The following is a 16,256-nucleotide window of genomic DNA, read 5'->3' as shown; positions in this document are numbered from 1 at the left end:
TGTTCCTGCTGCACGAGTTCGGCGAGCGCGACGCAGCCTGGGGACCGGACTCGCCGTGGAGCCCCGCGCTCGAGCACCAGTACGCCGCGCAGGCGGGCTGGCCCGGCTTCCTTCGGGTCTGGCTCACGTCCGTCGCGGATCTGACGCACACCGAATTCGACCTCTTCTACCTCGTCGCGCTCGCGGTGGGAGTGGCGTTCGCGCTCGGCTGGCACACGCGGATCGTCTCGGTGCCGTTCGCCGCCGTCGTGGTCGCGCTGGAGAACCGGTCGCCGCTGCTCACCGACGGCGGCGACAACGTGCTCACCCTGTTGTCGCTGTACCTGGCGTTCACCGCCTGCGGCAGATACTGGTCGCTCGACGCCCGCAGACGTGCGCGGGCAGAGGCTCGAAACGGCGACGCGGCGACCGAGTCGGAGCGCTCCGCGTGGCGGGTCGAGCTGTCCCGGGCGCGGCCCCGCATGGTCGCGGTCGTCCACAACGGCGCGGTGCTGCTCGTCGCCGCGCAGATCTGCATCGTCTACGGCACGGCCGGCCTGCTCAAGGTCCAGGGTTCGATGTGGCAGGACGGATCAGCGCTCGGATACGTGCTGCGGCTGAACTGGTTCCATCCGTGGCCCGGCCTGTCGGCGGCGCTGGCCGGGAACGCGCTGCTGATCACCCTCGCCGGCTATCTGACCGTGTTCGTGCAGGCCGGCTTCCCATTCATCGTCTTCTCCCCGCGCCTCAAATATCCGGCGCTGGTGATGCTGGCGGGGATGCATCTGTCGATCGCGGTGCTGCTGGGCCTGCCGTTCTTCTCGGCGATCATGATCGTCGGAGACGCCGTCTTCCTCTCCGACCCGGTCTGGGAAGCGTTCGGCACCTGGGCGCGCGGCCCGGCATACGCTGATCAAATGGCGGTGTCCGACTCCACGGAGTCCCTCCCGATCCTCGTGTACGACGGGGACTGCGGTTTCTGCACGACGAGCGTGCGCTGGGCCGAGCGCTGGTGTCGTCCGGCGGCCCGGTTCGTGCCGTGGCAGCAGCTCGATCTGGACGCGCACGGAATCACCCACGACGAGGTCACCCGCGCGGTGCAGTGGCTTCCGGCCGCCCCGGAGGCGCCGGTCCGCTCGGGTGCCGGGGCGGTCGCCCGGACCCTGCTGCGGTCGCGGTGGCCGTGGCGGCCGCTCGGCCTGCTGATGCTGCTGCCGCCGATCTCGTGGATCGCGGCCGTCGTCTACCGCATCGTGGCGGCGAACAGGTACCGGCTGCCGGGTGGGACCCCGGCCTGCGCCGTCCCGGCCGCGCGCGGCGAGCTAGCGCAGCGCCTTGGCGACCTCGGCGGCGGCCCGGACGATGCGGGGGCCGGTGCGGGCGGGGTCGAGCTCGCCGAACGAGATCACGCCGACTGAGGCTTCGATCCCGGGCACGTCCACCACCGGCGCGGCGATGCCGAACGCGCCGACCTGCAACTCACCCTGGGTCACGATGTACGTGGTGGACCCGTGGTCGCGGTACGCCACGATCGCCCGGCCCGCGGCGCCCCGGTCCAACGCGTGCCGCGAGCCGACCCGGTAGGCCACGTGGTAGTCGGTCCAGGTCGGCTCGACCACCGCGACCGCGAGCGCCTCGCTGCCGTCCACCACGGTCAGGTGCGCGGTCGCGCCGACCTCCTCGGCCAGCCGCCGCAACGGGATCGCCGCCGAGTCGCGCAGCAGCGGCTGCACCCGGCGGGCCAGGGCCAGCACCCCGATGCTGAGGCGCGCCCGCCCGGCGGCGTCGCGGCGGGCCAGCCCGTGCAGCTCCAGCGTGGCCAGCAGCCGGTAGACGATGGTCCGGTTGACGCCGAGCCGGTCGGCCAGCTCGGTGACGGTCAGCCCGCTCGGCGCCTCGGCCAGTTCCTCCAGCGCGCGCAGGCCCCGATCAAGCGTCTGCGAGGTCTCCGGATGATGCGCCGTCGTCGTCACGCAGCGAGTCTAGGCGCATCACGCACGGCGGTGCCTGAGCGGCTATCGATTACTTAGGCATCTCACGCGCGGTCGACCGCCCACTTGCGCACCATGTCGATCCGGCTGCGCAGCTCCACGGTGCTGGCCTGAGCGGTCGGCGGGCCACCGCACGTCCGGCGCAGATCGGCGTGGATCACCCCGTGCGGTAGGCCGGTCTGGTGATGCCAGGCGCCGACCAGGTTGTTCAGTTCGCGGCGCAGCTCGAGCAGCTGCTGATGGCTGACGACAGGCCGTTCCTCGGCTGGCACAGGAGGTTCGGCGCCGCGACGCGAGCGCTGCCGGGAGATCTGCCGAGCCTGCCGCTTCTGCAGGAGCAGGCGGACCTGCTCAGGCTCGAGCAGGCCCGGGATACCGAGGAAGTCCGCCTCCTCCGCGCTGCCGGATGCCGCGGCGACCCCGAACTCGCCGCCGTCGTAGAGGACTCGGTCGAAGTTGGCCTCGGATTCCAGCGCCTGGAAGGTGAACTCCTCGAGGCCCGCCTCGTCCTTGACGGCGTTGGCGTCGGCGAGCAGGTCCTCCTCCTCAGACCACAGGTCGTCCTCGCCGCGTTTCTTGCGGTCGAGCACGTGGTCGCGCTCCAGCTCGAGCTCGTTGGCGAACTGGACCAGGGAGGGCACCGAGGGCAGGAACACCGAGGCGGTCTCGCCGCGCCGCCGGGCCCGTACGAAGCGGCCGACCGCCTGGGCGAAGAACAGCGGCGTGGAGATCGAGGTGGCATAGACCCCGACGGCGAGGCGCGGAACGTCCACCCCCTCGGAAACCATCCGGACCGCGACCATCCACTTGTCCTCGGACTGGCCGAACTTCTCGATCCGGGAGGAGGCCTTCGGATCGTCGGACAGGACCACGGTCACGGACTTGCCGGTGAGCTCGCGCAGCATCTTCGCGTAGGCGCGGGCGGCGTTGTGGTCGGTGGCGATGACCAGGCCGCCGGCGTCGGGGATGGCGTGGCGCACCTCGTCGAGGCGGCGGTTGGCGGCGCGCAGCACGGAGGGCATCCAGTTGCCTGCCGGATCGAGCGCGGTCCGCCACGCCTGCGCGACCGCGTCCTGCGTCATCGGCTCGCCGAGGCCGGCCGCGACCTCGTCGCCGGCCTTGGTGCGCCACCGCATCTGCCCGGCGTAGGACAGGAAGATCACCGGACGCACGACGCTGTCGGCCAGCGCCGCGCCGTAGCCGTAGGTGTAGTCGGCGACGGACCGACGGGCGCCCTCGGCGTCAGGGGCGTAGGTGACAAAAGGGATCGGCGAGGTGTCCGAGCGGAACGGCGTACCGGTCAAGGCGAGCCGGCGCGCCGCCGGCTCGAAGGCCTCCGAGATCGCCTCGCCCCAGGACAGCGAGTCGCCCGCGTGGTGGATCTCGTCGAGGATGACCAGGGTGCGGCGGTTCTCGACCCGGCGCCGGTGCAGCATCGGATGCGCTGCCACGCCCGCGTAGGTCACGGCGATGCCGGTGTAGTCGCGGGAGGTGCCGCCGCCGGTGCCCGAGTAGGTCGGGTCGATCCCTATCCCGACCTTCTTCGCGGCCTCGGCCCACTGGTGCTTGAGGTGCTCGGTCGGCGCCACGACCGTGACCTGCTGGACGATGTGACGGTCCAACAATTCGGTGGCGACGCGCAGGGCGAACGTGGTCTTCCCGGCGCCGGGGGTGGCGACCGCGAGGAAGTCGCGCGGCTCGCGCCGGTTGTACTCCTCGAGTGCGGCATGCTGCCACGCGCGCAGCCGGCCTGCGGTGCCCCATGGGGCGCGGTCCGGGTAGGCCGGAGGCAGGTGTGACGCGGCAGACGTGCTCAACTCCCGGCCCCCTCATGACGGTGTGTCAGCCGCCGACGTGTCACGCTCCCTTGCGCACCCGGCGCGCTTCGAGCTTAGCCGGGGCGGCGGCGAAAGATCGAAGGACGCGAAACGGCTTTCTCCGCGTCCCTCGATCTACAGCCGCCATCAAGCCCCGGCGAAGCTCGAAACTGTCATATATATACAGCTACTACGGTACCCGGACCCTCGGAGCGATCAGCCACGCGACGCAGGCTACGGCGATGAACATGCCGTACATCAGCGCGAACACGTGCCCGTCCGATCCGGTAGCCGTGTGCAACGCATGGTAGACGGCCCCGGCGACAGCGATCGAGAGCGTGCTGGTCATCCCGTCGGCGACCTGGAGGGCGGCGGAATTGGCACCCTGGTCGTCCGGTTCCGACAGCTCGAGGGTCAGCACGCTGATGTTCGGGAAGGCCAGCCCCATGCCGAAGGCGGCGACGAACATCGCCGCGGCGGCGGTCCAGAGCGGAGTGCGAGGGCTGATGGCGGCGAACGTGCCGAGCAGCGCGACCACCGTGACGGCGGTTCCGGCGCGAACCAATCCGGCGCGGGAGACGCGGGCACGCACCCAGGACCGGTTCGGCAGCCAGGCGGCGACGGCCCAGCTGATCGCGGCGCCGGTAAGGGAGAGACCGGCGGCGGTCGCGCTGAGTCCGCGCTCCCGAACCAGCATCAGCGGGATGAACGCCTCGGTGCCGAAATAGGCGCCCGCCATCAGGCCACGCAGCGCGACGACTGTCGGCAGGCCGCGTCTGGCGCGGAAGATGCCGCGCGGCAGCAGCTTGGGCGCGCTCGGGATGAGCAGGAGCAGCGCCAGCGGGATCAGGACGGCGCCGATCACGTTGAGTTCCTGGCCACCGTACTGGAACAGCCCCACGCCGAGGGCGGTGAGGCCAGCGCACAGGCGCACGGTGCGCAGCCTGGCGAGGTCGGCGGGTGCGAGTTGTTTGGGTTCGGGCTTCGGCAGGGTGCGCAGCGGGCCGGCCAGGAAGCCGAGCGGGAACACGATCAGCGCGGCCGCGCCCAGGAAGACCCAGCGCCAGGAGGCGTGTTCGGCCAGAAAGCCGGAGATGACCGGGCCGACGATCGCGGGCAGCACCCAGGCGCTGGCCATGGCGGAGAACGCTTTGCCGTGCAGGTGAACCGGTAGGGCGCGGGCAACCAGGACGTAGAGCGAGACGATCACCATGCCGCCGCCGAGGCCTTGCACGGCGCGCCCGGCGACGAATTGGCCCATCGAAGTCGCGGTTCCAGCCAGGACGAGCCCGACGCCGAAGAGTCCGGTTCCGGCGAGGAACGGCAGCCGGGGGCCGCGGGCGTCGGCGCGCTGTCCGGCGAGCACCATGCCGAGCAGACTCAGCGTCAGATAGGCGCTGAACGCGAGCGAGTAGAACGGCAGGCCGCGCAGGTCCGCGACGGCGATCGGCATCGCGGTGCTGACCGCCATCGCCTCGAAAGCGGTCAGCAGGACGGAGGAGATGATCCCGACGCTGACGGCGAGATGGCGCGGCCCGAACAGGCGATCGGAAGCGGCGGCGGGCGGAGCAGCGGCCGTGGACTCGTTCGCGGATTCGTTCGTGGATTCGATTGCCGAGGCGGGCGGAGTGGGTGACTGGGAATCACGCTCCCACCCGGGAGCCTCGGCAACTCTGGACACCAAATCATCGTACGTCACAGGTCAAACGGCTTAACACCTATTACCGAGACGGGCCAGCCCTAGCGGATTAAGACGACCGGCCATATTGACTCGGTGACTGACAATGCCAGGTCGAGCACCCGACAAGGCCACCAGGTTCTTGTCCGAGCACGATTTAAGACGACCGGTCGTATTGAATCGGCTGACTCGACAATGCGGGGTCAAGCACCTGGCAAGGCTGGTGGCTCGCCTCTAGCCAGAGTTAAGACGACCGGCCATATTGAACCGGCGACTCGACAACGTAGGGGACTCGCCTTGGGACGCGAATCAAGACGACCGGTCGTTTTGAGCGTCCGATTGGACAACACGGCGTCAGGTTGGACAACGCCACGTCCGGTTAGACAACACGGCGTCAGGTTCCTGGTGCGGCTGGCGGCTCTTCGCCTCCGGTGTGCCACGGGCGGATCGGCATCACGGTCCGATGGTCGCCTAGCGCATCGCGGGTCGCGCAGGCCAGTGCCGCCGTCGCGGCTGCGAGGGCGAGCCGGCCCACCGGCTGGTAGCCGAGCGGCAGCGGTGCCGAGAAGCCGCGGCGGCGCAGCGCGGTGGTCTCCAGGTCGCCGATCGAGGATTCCAGCGGCGTCAGCACGTCGACCTCAGGCAGGTCGAGCGTGGTCGGCGCCTGTGCCGCGGCCAGCGCTCCGGCCCGGCCACGGGATTCGGCGGCCTCGTCCGCGAAGACCGAGCCGGTGGCGCAGATCACCCCGGCCGCGATCGCGGCGGTGACCCGGCCCGGCACGATGGCCCGCCCCGCGTCGTGCGCGGCGGTCACCCGGACCGGGCGCAGCAGCTTGAGCTCGGTGTCCGCATCGACGATGGCCCGGTGCGCGGCGAAGGCGAGGTGCGCCTGGCCCGCCTCCGGTACGAACACGCCGGGCTCGGCCGGCCCTGATCCGCGCACCCGGAATTCTCCGTCGCCGAGATACACGGCCGCGCCGCGCAATGCCCGCTTGTAGACCTGGTCCAGCGGCCGAGACAGGACGCCGTCGTAGCTGACCACCTGGTCGCCGCGCACCTCGAGCAGCTCCGGCGAGACGGCGAACTCGCGCGCGACGATCGTCAGCGCCTGCGACCGAGCGGCGCGTGCGGCCCGCTGGACCGCCATGCCGTGCAGCCAGGCCGCGCGCCCAGAGGCGAGCGGGGTCGCCGGGAGGTCGGCCGGGTCGGTGGGGCGGCGCACCAGGACCCGCCGCACGCCCAGCACCTCGCGCACGATCCGGCGCAGCATGGCGTGCTGCCCGGCGCCGGTGTCCACCATGGCCGTGCTCACGTGCGCGAGCGGACCGTGCACGTCGGACGTCAGCGCGACCTGGGCGGTCGCCAGCTCCTCGGTCAGGCCCGGGGGTACCAGGTCCGCCATCGCCAGCGCCACCCCGACGCCGCGCCGCAGCCGGGTCAGCTCGCCGGTACGGCCGACCGTGCCGGGGAAGTCGCGCACGTCGGGGCCGGGCGGGAACGCCGGAACCGGGGCGTCGAGCAACACGGTGAGCAGGTCGGGCAGGGACGCTGCGGAGACGACGGCGCGGCCGTCCGGCAGCTTGTCCCCGGTGCGCATCAGGTTCTTGACGCGGATCTCGAGCCCGGTCAGGCCGGTGGCCGCGGCAAGCGCGTCGAGCTGTGCCTCGGCCACGGCCGCGGACAGCGCCGACCCGCCGCCGGGCCAGGGAGCCAACGGCGGGTTGTTGGTACGCACGACCCACCCCTGCACCTCGACCCGAGGGATGCGGTAGGGGCCGGTAGCGAGGCGGCAGTACTCGTCGAGCAGTGCCTCTGCGGCTGCGGGCTCGGCGCCTCCATCCACCACAAGCTCGACGCGCAGCTCGCGCAGGGTGCCGTCCGGGTCCGCGACGTGGGTCGCGTGCACGAGCGCGGCGGGTACGTCAGCCCCGGCGGGCCAGTGTCCTGCGCCGGTCAGGCCCGCTCCGCCGTCCGCAGCTTTGACCGCGCGGCCGGTGCGCGCAGCCAGCAGCGCCGCGGCGACGCGCAGATCGGCGTCGTCGGACTGCGCAGTTCCGGCGAACGGGGCGGGAATGATCCGGATCTCGGACTCGGGGCGGCCAAGCGCGGCGGCCACCGCGCGGCGGTCCCGGCCCGGGTCGGTCGTGACAGTGTGGATCTCGACGCTGTCCGGCTGCGGCACGGCGAGCACGGTGGCGGGGGCGCCGGGCCAGTCGGCCGGCCGGGCGAATTCGTACCCATACGCCACGGTCACCGCGGAGTCGTTGTCGGCCGCGTCGCCAGAGTTTTCGCCGCCCTTGCCGGCACGACGCGTCTCCTCGCCGACGGTGAACCGGCGGTGCGCGGCGACGTTGCCGTCCGGGTGGATCGCCTGGGCGTGGAAGGCCTGGCGGGGGTTGGTCAGCGGCTCCTCGACCCGGTAATCGAAGACGATGGCGTCGAGTGCGGCGCGGGCGAGCGCCGGATGCTCGGCGGCGGCCACCGCGACACACTGGCCCGCGTAGTCGATGTCTGTGATGCCGAGATCGGCTCCGGCGAGTACGGCGTGCACACCCGGGATGGCGCGCGCCGCTTCGGTGTCACAGTCGGCGAGCGTGGCGCGGGCGTGTGGGCTGCGGGCGACGGCGGCGTAGAGCACGGCGAGGGCGCCGGGACCGGCCGGAACGCCGAGGTCGGCGGCGAATGGGTATCGGCCTGCGGCCTTGGCGGCGGGGACCGCGCGGCCCACGCCGTCCGCGGACGAGCGGCCGACCGGGAAGAATCCCGAATCGCCATAGCCGGGGTCGCCGGAGCCCGCGCCGAACCCGGCCTCGGCGGGCTCGGAGGCGATCGGACGCGGCTGCCCGCCCTGCCGGTCGGGAAGCTGCTCGCCGATGAGGAAGCCGGGTAGCGAGGTCGGAGTCATCATGGCCGGTCAGCCGCCTCACTGGCGCCGGCTGCGGTCTGCCAGGACCACGAGCCCGACTCGTCGAGCCGTTGCGCCGCTGCGGGCGGGGCCGGAGGGGCGGGGGCGGGGCGGGTCTTCTGCGCGGGCAGCTGCGGTCCGGGCTGCTCCGGTTTCCGCGGCTCGGGCAGCTGGGCGACCACCTCGCCGATCGCGTCGACGAAGCATTCAGCGGGCAGGCACCTGCACCTGTGGCCGCTGAGCGCCTCCCGGACCGCGGGCGCGCTCGGCTTCGGGTTGCGGGCCAACAGCGCGCGCAGCTCCATGCCAACCCCCGGCAGGCAATAGCCGCAGCCCGTGCCCGCGTGGACGGCAAGTGCCGCGGCAACGGCGTCGGGGCGCGGCACTGCGTAGATCTCGGGCGTGCGCACATCCCGCCCGACCGCCGCGACCGCGGGCACCAGGCACGCGGCCGTCGGCTGACCGTCCATCAGAACGGTGCAGGCGCCGCACTCGCCTTCGCCGCAGCCGTCCTTCGCCGCGACCAGTCCGAGGCGCTCGCGCAGCGCGAACAGCAGACTCTCGCCGATCCAGGCTCCGGCGACCGGCTGCGCCGTGCCGTTGACGGCCAGCTCGAAGTCCACCGTCGCAAAATCCACAGCCGCAAAGTCCGCGGCCACGAAATCCGTAGGCGCGAAATCAAGCGCCGCGGTGTCCTCGGTCTCGGCCTCGCCCGCGACGTCGGCCGCGGGCCACGGCTCCCCCGCCGTCATCTCATCCCTGTTCTCGTCGTCTCGGGCACCGGCGGTTCCTTCGGCAGCCCGCGCTCCGCGCGGTCCACAGCGGCCCGGTGTCTGAGGAACTCGGCACGCTGTTGGTACTCGCGTACCTGTTCAAGCCAGCCGGAGGGAGGCAGTGCCCGCACCAGCGCACGGCGGGCGCACACCTCGACCGCCTCACGGCGAAAATCCTCCGGGATCGCGGCCGTGGTCCATCCTGCCGGACCGGCGGTGCGCGGCACCACCAGACCTTCGGCGACCAGGCGGGCGAACATCGGGTAGGTCGTCGGGTCCGGAATGGCGCCGCTCGTCCAGTCGACGTGCTCGGACAGCCACTGACCGGCGTGGTCCACCCGCACCGCGGCCGGCGAAAACCCGCCGATCGCGCAGGTCACCGTGCGGTTCGTCAAGTCCGCCGCGAGCGCGAAGGTGACCACCGGCCGGGCCGATCCGGCGCGCGTGCCTACTTTCATGAAACCTTGCGGGCCGCCGCTGACCGGAACCCGCAGCGCAGTCAGCAGCTCGCCGGGGCGCAGGTCCGCGCCGCCGTCACGGGCGTACAGCTCGGCGATCGGCACCTGGCGCCAGCCCGACGCCGCGCGGCACACGGCCACCGCGCGCAGCGCCACCAGCACCGGCAGCAGGTCGCGCGCGGGCGCCGCCGAGGTCTCGCCCTCGGCCGCCTTGCCCGCCAGCAGATTCCCGCCGAGGGTGGCCCGACTGCGCACTCCCGGCGAGGCGATCGACCGGGCGGCCTGGGCCAGGGCGGGCAGCACGCCGCGCACATCGGCGTGCATCAGGTCGGCGCAGGTGGTGGCCGCGCCGATGACGATCTCGCCGTCCACGAACCACACGCCGCGCAGCTCGTCCACCCGATCGATCACGACAAGCGCGGAGGGCCACAGCCGCCCGGCGTTGACCTCGGTCATCACCTCGGTCCCGCCGGCCACCACGGTCGCGCCGGGCAACTCGTCGAGCGCGTGCAACGCCTCGTCGAGGGAACCGGGGAGCGCGACGGCGCTACGGCCGCCCGGCCCCTGCGGGCCGCCCCCCGGCATGCCCGCGGCTACTGTTCACCGCCGGCGGCGTCCTCGTCGTCGTAGAAGAACTCCGGGTCGTCGAAGATCTCCTTGCACGTGGGGCAGATGGGGTAACGGCTGGGATCGCGGCTTGGCACCCAGACCTTCCCACACAGGGCCGTCACCGGAGTGCCCATCACCATGGCCTCGGTGATCTTCTCCTTGTCGGCGTAGTGGGAGAACCGCTCGTGATCGCCGGTGTCGGTGCTGACCTCGACCCGTTCTTCGGTGATCGTGGCGGTCCCAGCGGGCAGTGTCTCCGTTGCCGTACTACTCATACGGGGAGTCTACGAGGGCGTGCGCCCCAGTGTGGAGTCGTTTCGATACACGGTAACTAAATTATGCGTGGACGAGCACGCTGCGTGCGCTCCATGCGCCGTCCGGCGCCATCGGCCAGCGCCCCCGCGCGACGTCGAGCCTGGTCACGCTGAGGCAGGGCCGGTTGAGCGGGTCAGTTGAGGCTGGGGTCCTCCGGGAAGGTGGACAGCAGTGCGAGTTCGCCGCGCTGACGGCGCAGCACCGACCGCCAGGTGCGGTCCGGATCGAGGGTGAACGCGTCGCCCGGCGCCGGATCGACCACGTACCAGGCGCCCTGGTCGAGCTCGCGTTCGAGCTGACCGGACCCCCATCCGGCGTACCCGGCGTAGACCCGGAAGGCCGATATCTCCGCGGCCAGCACCTCCGGCGGGATGTCGAGGTCCACCAGGCCGAGGTCGCCGTGCACCCGGCGCCAGCCGAGCGGCTCGCCGGAGCCCGGGCGCGGTACGGAACGCAGTTCGGCCAGACCGAGCGCGGAGTCCAGGGCGACCGGGCCGCCCTGGAAGACCATGGGCAGCGGCTCGGCGAGTTCGCTCCAGGCGGGCAGCACTTCGCGCACCGGCACCGCCGTGGGCCGGTTCACCACGACGCCCAGGGTGCCGTCGCCGTCGTGATCCAGCACCAGCACCACTGTCCGGTCGAAGTTGGGGTCCACCAGCAGCGGGGTGGCGACCAACAGCCGCCCGGTCAACGCGACCTCGGTCATGGGGCCATCTTCTCAGGAGGATCATCCGGCGCGGAGTCTTGGGCTCGAAGGAGTGTTGCAGCGATGCGGCGGCGTTATGAGCTCGCCGAGGATGCCCGGGGCCTGGGACGGCTGGAGATCGAGGCCGCCGCGTGCACCATCGGCGAGCGTCGAGATAAGCCGTTGTCCATACGGCGACGGACCTGCTCGAACCGGGCCCGGCCAAGGGGCCGCAAAGTCGCCGTCAAGCGTATGACCCAGTATTGGAACAAGATGGTTATCGACCGGGGCGTTGTTGGAACGCAGCTGCGCGACTCTGGCAGACTGAGCGCTTGTTCCACCCAGCCCCGCTACTCGGGCCGGCCGGGAGTCCACGTCCTGATCGCCCGTCACCGGCCCAGCGCCATCGGGCCGAAACCGACACGGAGCCATGAACAGCGCACCCGTAACCGCCCTGCCCCATCCCACCGAGTCGGCCGACCCGGGCGCGTTCGCCCGGCCCGACCGCATTCACGTGACGGGCGGCACGCCGCTGTCCGGTCAGGTGACGCTGCGCGGGGCGAAGAACCTCGTGCCGAAGGCCATGGTCGCGGCGCTGCTCGGCAGCGCGCCGAGCGTGCTGCGCAACGTGCCGCAGATCAGCGACGTGCGGATCGTGACCGGGCTGCTCGAGGCGCACGGGGTGACCGTGCGCACCGGCGAGAACCGCGACGAGCTGGTGCTGGACCCGACCTCGATGGATCGGGCCGACCACGCCGAGATCACCGCGCACGCCGGGGAGAGCCGCATCCCGATCCTGCTGTGCGGCCCGCTGCTGCACCGGATCGGCCACGCGTTCATCCCCGACCTGGGCGGTTGCCGGATCGGCGACCGGCCGATCGACTTCCACCTCGACGCGCTGCGTGCCTTCGGCGCGATCGTGGACAAGCGGCCGGACGGCCTGCACATCGAGGCGCCTCAGAAGCTGCGGGGCACGAAGATAACGCTGCCCTACCCGAGCGTCGGATCGACCGAACAGGTCCTTTTGACCGCGGTTCTCGCGGAGGGCGTGACCGAGCTGCGCAACGCGGCCACCGAGCCGGAGATCGTCGACCTGATCGCGGTGCTGCAGAAGATGGGCGCGATCATCTCGGTGCTCGACAACCGGGTGATCCACATCACCGGCGTGGAGCGGCTGCACGGGTACGTCCACCGCGCGCTGCCGGACCGGTTGGAAGCGGCCTCCTGGGCGTGCGCGGCGCTGGCCACCGGCGGCGACATCCTGGTGCGCGGGGCGCAGCAGGGCTCGATGATGACCTTCCTGAACATGTTCCGCCGGGTCGGCGGGGAGTTCGAGGTGGACGACGACCCGTCGGCGCCGGGCATCCGGTTCTGGCATCCGGGCGACTCGCTGCACGCCCTCGCCCTGGAGACGGACGTGCATCCCGGCTTCCAGACCGACTGGCAGCAGCCGCTGGTCGTCGCGCTGACGCAGGCTCAGGGACTGTCGATCGTGCACGAGACGGTCTACGAGAAGCGTCTCGGCTTCACCAGCGCGCTGATCTCCATGGGCGCCCAGGTGCAGTTGTACCGCGAGTGCCTCGGCGGGACGCCGTGCCGCTTCGGCCAGCGCAACTTCATGCACTCCGCGGTGATCTCCGGCCCGACCAAGCTGCACGCGGCCGACCTGGAAATCCCTGACCTGCGGGCCGGCTTCTCGTACCTGATCGCGGCGCTCGCCGCCCAGGGCACCTCCACCGTCCACGGCATCTCCCTGATCAACCGGGGCTACGAGGACTTCGCCGACAAGCTCAACGCCCTCGGCGCGCGCTTCGAGTTCGGCGCGCCGTCCGAGAGCTGAGCCGGTACCCGGGCTCGAAGGGCGCGCCGCGCTGACGGCGGCTACAAAGGGACGAGAAGCATCACCCAGCGCGTGCGGCGTGCGCGGCACTTCGGGAGGCGATGTTGAAAGCGATCGTGGTCAGCGAGACCGGCGGCCCTGAAGCCCTCGACTACGTGGACCGGCCGGCGCCCGAGCCGGGACCGGGCCAGCTGCTCGTCGAGGTGGCCGCGGCCGGGGTCAACTTCATCGAGATCTACCAGCGCACCGGCTACTATCCGCAGCCGCTGCCCTTCACGCCCGGCACGGAGTTCGCCGGCACGGTCACGGCACTCGGCGAGGGTGTCTCCGGGTTCGCGGTCGGAGACCACGTCGCGACGGTCGGCGGCGCGGGTTCGTACGCGCAGTTCAGCCTGGTCGAGGCGGACCGCGCCGTCCGCGTGCCGGCGGCGATCGACCTGGAGACGGCGGCCGCCGCGATACTCCAAGGGCTGACGGCGCATTACCTGACGACGTCGACCTGGCCGGTGCAGAAGGATCAGACCGTGCTGATCCACGCGGCGGCGGGCGGCATGGGATTGTTGCTGACCCAGCTGGTCAAGGCGCGCGGCGCGCGGGTGATCGGCACCGTGTCGACGCCGGAGAAGGAGGCGAAGGCACGGGCGGTCGGCGCGGACGAGATCATCCGCTACACCGAGGTCGACGACCTGGCCGCGGAGGTGCGCCGGCTGACCGATGGACGCGGCGTGGACGTGGCCTACGACGGCGTCGGCAAGACGACCTTCGACGCCTCCCTCGCGTCCCTGCGACCGCGGGGAATGCTCGTGCTCTTCGGGGCGTCAAGCGGTCCGGTCACGGAGTTCGACCCGCGGCGCCTGCAGGCCGGCGGCTCCCTCTTCCTGACCCGGCCCACCCTGGTCCACTACATCGCGACCCCAGAAGAGCTGGCCTGGCGCAGCCGGGAACTGTTCGCCGCGATCGAGCCGGGCGAGCTGGCGATCACCGTCGGCGGCCGCTATCCGCTGGAAGAAGCGGGCGCCGCGCACACCGCGCTCGAGTCGCGCGGCACGGTCGGAAAGCTGCTGCTGATCCCGTAGCCGTACACGCGAACGGCGTCGCGGTGCCTACCGCGACGCCTCGCGTACGGCCGCAGCGACTGCCGGGGCGACCTCCGGATTGAACACCGACGGAACGATGAAGTTGGCGTTCAGCTCCTCGTCGGTCACCACGTCGGCCAGGGCCCGGGCCGCGGCGATCAGCATGGCGTGGGAGACCTTGTGGCTGTGCGCGTCGAGCAGGCCGCGGAACACACCGGGGAACGCGAGCACGTTGTTGATCTGGTTCGGGAAGTCGCTGCGGCCGGTCGCGACGACCGCGGCGTGCTCGAGCGCCGCCGCCGGGTCCACCTCGGGGTCCGGGTTGGCCAGCGCGAACACGATCGCGTCCGGAGCCATCGTGGCGATGTCGTCGCCGGTCAAGATGTTCGGTGCCGACACCCCGATGAACACGTCGGCGCCGACCAGCGCCTCCTTGAGCGTCCCGGTGTAGCCGCCCGGGTTGGTGTTCTCGGCCACCCAGCGCAGATCCGAGTCCGGCGCGCCGAGGTCATCCCGGCCCAGGTGCACCACACCCCGGTAGTCCGCCACCGTCAGGTCCTTCGCCCCGGCCTCGCGCAGCAGCCTCAGGATCGCGGTGCCCGCGGCGCCCGCCCCGGAGCCGACGATCCGCACGTCGGCGATGTCCTTGCCCACCACCCGCAGTGCGTTGGTCAGCGCGGCCAGCACCACGATCGCGGTGCCGTGCTGGTCGTCATGGAACACCGGGATGTCGAGCAGCTCGCGCAGCCGCCGCTCGATCTCGAAGCAGCGCGGCGCCGAGATGTCCTCCAGGTTGATCCCGGCGAAGCCCGGCGCGATGGCCTTGACGGTACGGATGATCTCCTCGGTGTCCTGGGTGTCCAGGCAGATCGGCCAGGCGTCGATCGCGGCGAACCGCTTGAACAGCGCCGCCTTGCCCTCCATCACCGGCAGCGCCGCCTGCGGGCCGATGTTGCCCAGGCCCAACACCGCTGAGCCGTCGGTCACCACGGCGATCGCGTTGCGCTTGATCGTCAGGCGCCGGGCGTCCTCCGGGTTCTCCACGATCGCCATGCAGACCCGCGCCACGCCCGGGGTGTAAGCCATCGACAGGTCGTCGCGGTTGCGCAGCGGCACCTTCGAGTGCATCTCGATCTTGCCGCCGAGGTGCAGCAGGAACGTGCGGTCGGACACCTTGCCGACGGTGACGCCCTCGATCGCGCCGATCGCCTCGGTGATCCGCTGCGCGTGCTCTCCGCTCGACGCCGCGATGGTGACGTCGATGCGCAGACGGTCGTTGCCGGACCCGGATACGTCGAGGGCGGTGAGAGCGCCGCCGGCCTCCTCGACCACGTGGGTGAGGCGGGAGACGGTGTTGCCCCGGGCGGGCGCCTCCAGCCGCACGGTGATCGAATACGAGACGCTCGGCTGCGCGGTCATCGCTTCTGGTGCCTCCTGCCAATCCCCGATCGCATCTTCCATCAACGGCTTTCGCACTCGGCCGGGGCTCGATGCGAGCTGGAGCCCGGCGGCGAAGTGCGAAGAGCCGCCCCAATGGTCCCACGGCCGCTCGGCGGTCCCGTGAGGTTCGCGGGGTCCCCGGCTGTGATTCCACTCTCACATCGTGAGATCCGGCCTCAGGATGCCACGTCCGACGCCACTGTGCGGCGGACCGGGTGGTCACACACGTGGACAGGGCGGGACGCGGCTGCGAAGCTGGCGTGATGTTCGCGCCGAACGTGTTCCCGGTCGCCGAGTTGAAGACCGAGCGCCTGTTGCTGCGGCCGCACGTCGAAGAGGACGTCGAACCGACCGTCCGGCTGTTCGCGGACGAATTCTCCCGGCGGTGGCTGACCGTGCCGCAGCCGTACACCCTCGAGCACGCCCGCCGCTGGTGCACGCAGACCTCGCATACGCTGCGCGGCGTCGGCGACGGTATCAACTGGGCGATCACCGACCGTGCCACCGGGCGGTTCCTCGGCGGCATCGGCGTGAAGCAGACCAACTGGCTGCACCGCAGCACCGAGGTCGGCTATTGCGTGGGGTCGTGGGCGCGCGGGCACGGGTACGCGCCCGAGGCGACCCGCGCCGCCGCCGAATGGATCCTGCGCGACCAGTCGTTCAACCGCGTCCAGCTGTTCGCGGCGACCG

The 16,256-nt window shown here is 71.6% G+C and carries 13 protein-coding genes; 4 read left to right on the top strand and 9 right to left on the bottom strand.

What is annotated here, in order from left to right; all coding sequences use genetic code 11:
• The coding region (locus VGZ32_RS23335) for a DCC1-like thiol-disulfide oxidoreductase family protein (protein WP_326888302.1) at nucleotides 1-1,397 on the top strand (1,397 nt) is incomplete at its 5' end.
• Here the strand turns inward: VGZ32_RS23335 and VGZ32_RS23330 are convergent.
• From VGZ32_RS23330 to VGZ32_RS23295, 8 genes are all read right to left on the bottom strand, one after another.
• Nucleotides 1,302-1,952 (bottom strand): IclR family transcriptional regulator, encoded by a 651-nt coding sequence (locus tag VGZ32_RS23330; RefSeq protein WP_326888301.1) that lies wholly within the window; start codon nucleotides 1,950-1,952, stop codon nucleotides 1,302-1,304. The two genes, VGZ32_RS23335 and VGZ32_RS23330, sit on opposite strands and share 96 nt — an antisense overlap.
• A gap of 62 nt (nucleotides 1,953-2,014) precedes the next feature.
• The gene (locus VGZ32_RS23325; protein ID WP_326888300.1) at nucleotides 2,015-3,787 is read right to left on the bottom strand and encodes a DEAD/DEAH box helicase; all 1,773 of its coding nucleotides are present in this window, start codon (nucleotides 3,785-3,787) and stop codon (nucleotides 2,015-2,017) included.
• Between the two features lie 190 nt (nucleotides 3,788-3,977).
• Entirely contained in the window at nucleotides 3,978-5,468 is a 1,491-nt protein-coding gene (locus VGZ32_RS23320) for an MFS transporter (RefSeq protein WP_326888299.1), read from the bottom strand.
• Between the two features lie 391 nt (nucleotides 5,469-5,859).
• Nucleotides 5,860-8,373: a xanthine dehydrogenase family protein molybdopterin-binding subunit gene (locus VGZ32_RS23315; protein WP_326888298.1), complete on the bottom strand. Its 2,514-nt coding sequence runs from the start codon at nucleotides 8,371-8,373 to the stop codon at nucleotides 5,860-5,862.
• Complete coding sequence (locus VGZ32_RS23310) at nucleotides 8,370-9,122, bottom strand: (2Fe-2S)-binding protein (protein ID WP_326888297.1); 753 nt, start codon at nucleotides 9,120-9,122, stop codon at nucleotides 8,370-8,372. Before VGZ32_RS23310 ends, VGZ32_RS23315 begins: the two co-directional genes overlap by 4 nt.
• Nucleotides 9,119-10,186 (bottom strand): FAD binding domain-containing protein, encoded by a 1,068-nt coding sequence (locus tag VGZ32_RS23305; RefSeq protein WP_326888296.1) that lies wholly within the window; start codon nucleotides 10,184-10,186, stop codon nucleotides 9,119-9,121. Before VGZ32_RS23305 ends, VGZ32_RS23310 begins: the two co-directional genes overlap by 4 nt.
• Nucleotides 10,187-10,194: 8 nt before the next feature.
• Nucleotides 10,195-10,485: a DUF3039 domain-containing protein gene (locus tag VGZ32_RS23300; protein WP_326888295.1), complete on the bottom strand. Its 291-nt coding sequence runs from the start codon at nucleotides 10,483-10,485 to the stop codon at nucleotides 10,195-10,197.
• Between the two features lie 173 nt (nucleotides 10,486-10,658).
• The gene (locus VGZ32_RS23295; RefSeq protein ID WP_326888294.1) at nucleotides 10,659-11,231 is read right to left on the bottom strand and encodes a YqgE/AlgH family protein; all 573 of its coding nucleotides are present in this window, start codon (nucleotides 11,229-11,231) and stop codon (nucleotides 10,659-10,661) included.
• A gap of 409 nt (nucleotides 11,232-11,640) precedes the next feature.
• Between VGZ32_RS23295 and murA the strand changes: the two genes are divergently transcribed.
• Entirely contained in the window at nucleotides 11,641-13,050 is a 1,410-nt protein-coding gene (gene murA / locus VGZ32_RS23290; protein WP_326888293.1) for a UDP-N-acetylglucosamine 1-carboxyvinyltransferase, read from the top strand.
• A 101-nt stretch (nucleotides 13,051-13,151) separates the two neighbouring features.
• Complete coding sequence (locus VGZ32_RS23285; RefSeq protein WP_326888292.1) at nucleotides 13,152-14,126, top strand: quinone oxidoreductase; 975 nt, start codon at nucleotides 13,152-13,154, stop codon at nucleotides 14,124-14,126.
• 27 nt (nucleotides 14,127-14,153) lie between these two features.
• Here VGZ32_RS23285 and VGZ32_RS23280 read toward each other — a convergent pair whose 3' ends face one another.
• A complete protein-coding gene (locus VGZ32_RS23280; RefSeq protein ID WP_326888291.1) occupies nucleotides 14,154-15,545 on the bottom strand; it encodes an NAD-dependent malic enzyme in 1,392 nt (463 codons plus the stop codon).
• Nucleotides 15,546-15,829: 284 nt separating this feature from the next.
• Here VGZ32_RS23280 and VGZ32_RS23275 point away from each other — a divergent pair.
• The coding region (locus tag VGZ32_RS23275; RefSeq protein ID WP_326888290.1) for a GNAT family N-acetyltransferase at nucleotides 15,830-16,256 on the top strand (427 nt) is incomplete at its 3' end.

It is taken from the genome of Actinocrinis sp. (assembly GCF_035938995.1).
Taxonomy (GTDB): domain Bacteria; phylum Actinomycetota; class Actinomycetes; order Streptomycetales; family Catenulisporaceae; genus DASZGI01.
Note: the sequence above shows the minus strand (reverse complement) of the source record. Positions and strands in the feature narration are given on the sequence as shown.

Bases quoted from the DNA above. Each gene is read 5' to 3' on its own strand.
- VGZ32_RS23315 (WP_326888298.1), bottom strand. From the start codon at position 8,373: ATGATGACTCCGACCTCGCTACCCGGCTTCCTCATCGGCGAGCAGCTT.
- VGZ32_RS23310 (WP_326888297.1), bottom strand. From the start codon at position 9,122: ATGACGGCGGGGGAGCCGTGGCCCGCGGCCGACGTCGCGGGCGAGGCC.
- VGZ32_RS23305 (WP_326888296.1), bottom strand. From the start codon at position 10,186: ATGCCGGGGGGCGGCCCGCAGGGGCCGGGCGGCCGTAGCGCCGTCGCG.
- VGZ32_RS23300 (WP_326888295.1), bottom strand. From the start codon at position 10,485: ATGAGTAGTACGGCAACGGAGACACTGCCCGCTGGGACCGCCACGATC.
- VGZ32_RS23295 (WP_326888294.1), bottom strand. From the start codon at position 11,231: ATGACCGAGGTCGCGTTGACCGGGCGGCTGTTGGTCGCCACCCCGCTG.
- murA (WP_326888293.1), top strand. From the start codon at position 11,641: ATGAACAGCGCACCCGTAACCGCCCTGCCCCATCCCACCGAGTCGGCC.
- VGZ32_RS23285 (WP_326888292.1), top strand. From the start codon at position 13,152: ATGTTGAAAGCGATCGTGGTCAGCGAGACCGGCGGCCCTGAAGCCCTC.
- VGZ32_RS23280 (WP_326888291.1), bottom strand. From the start codon at position 15,545: ATGACCGCGCAGCCGAGCGTCTCGTATTCGATCACCGTGCGGCTGGAG.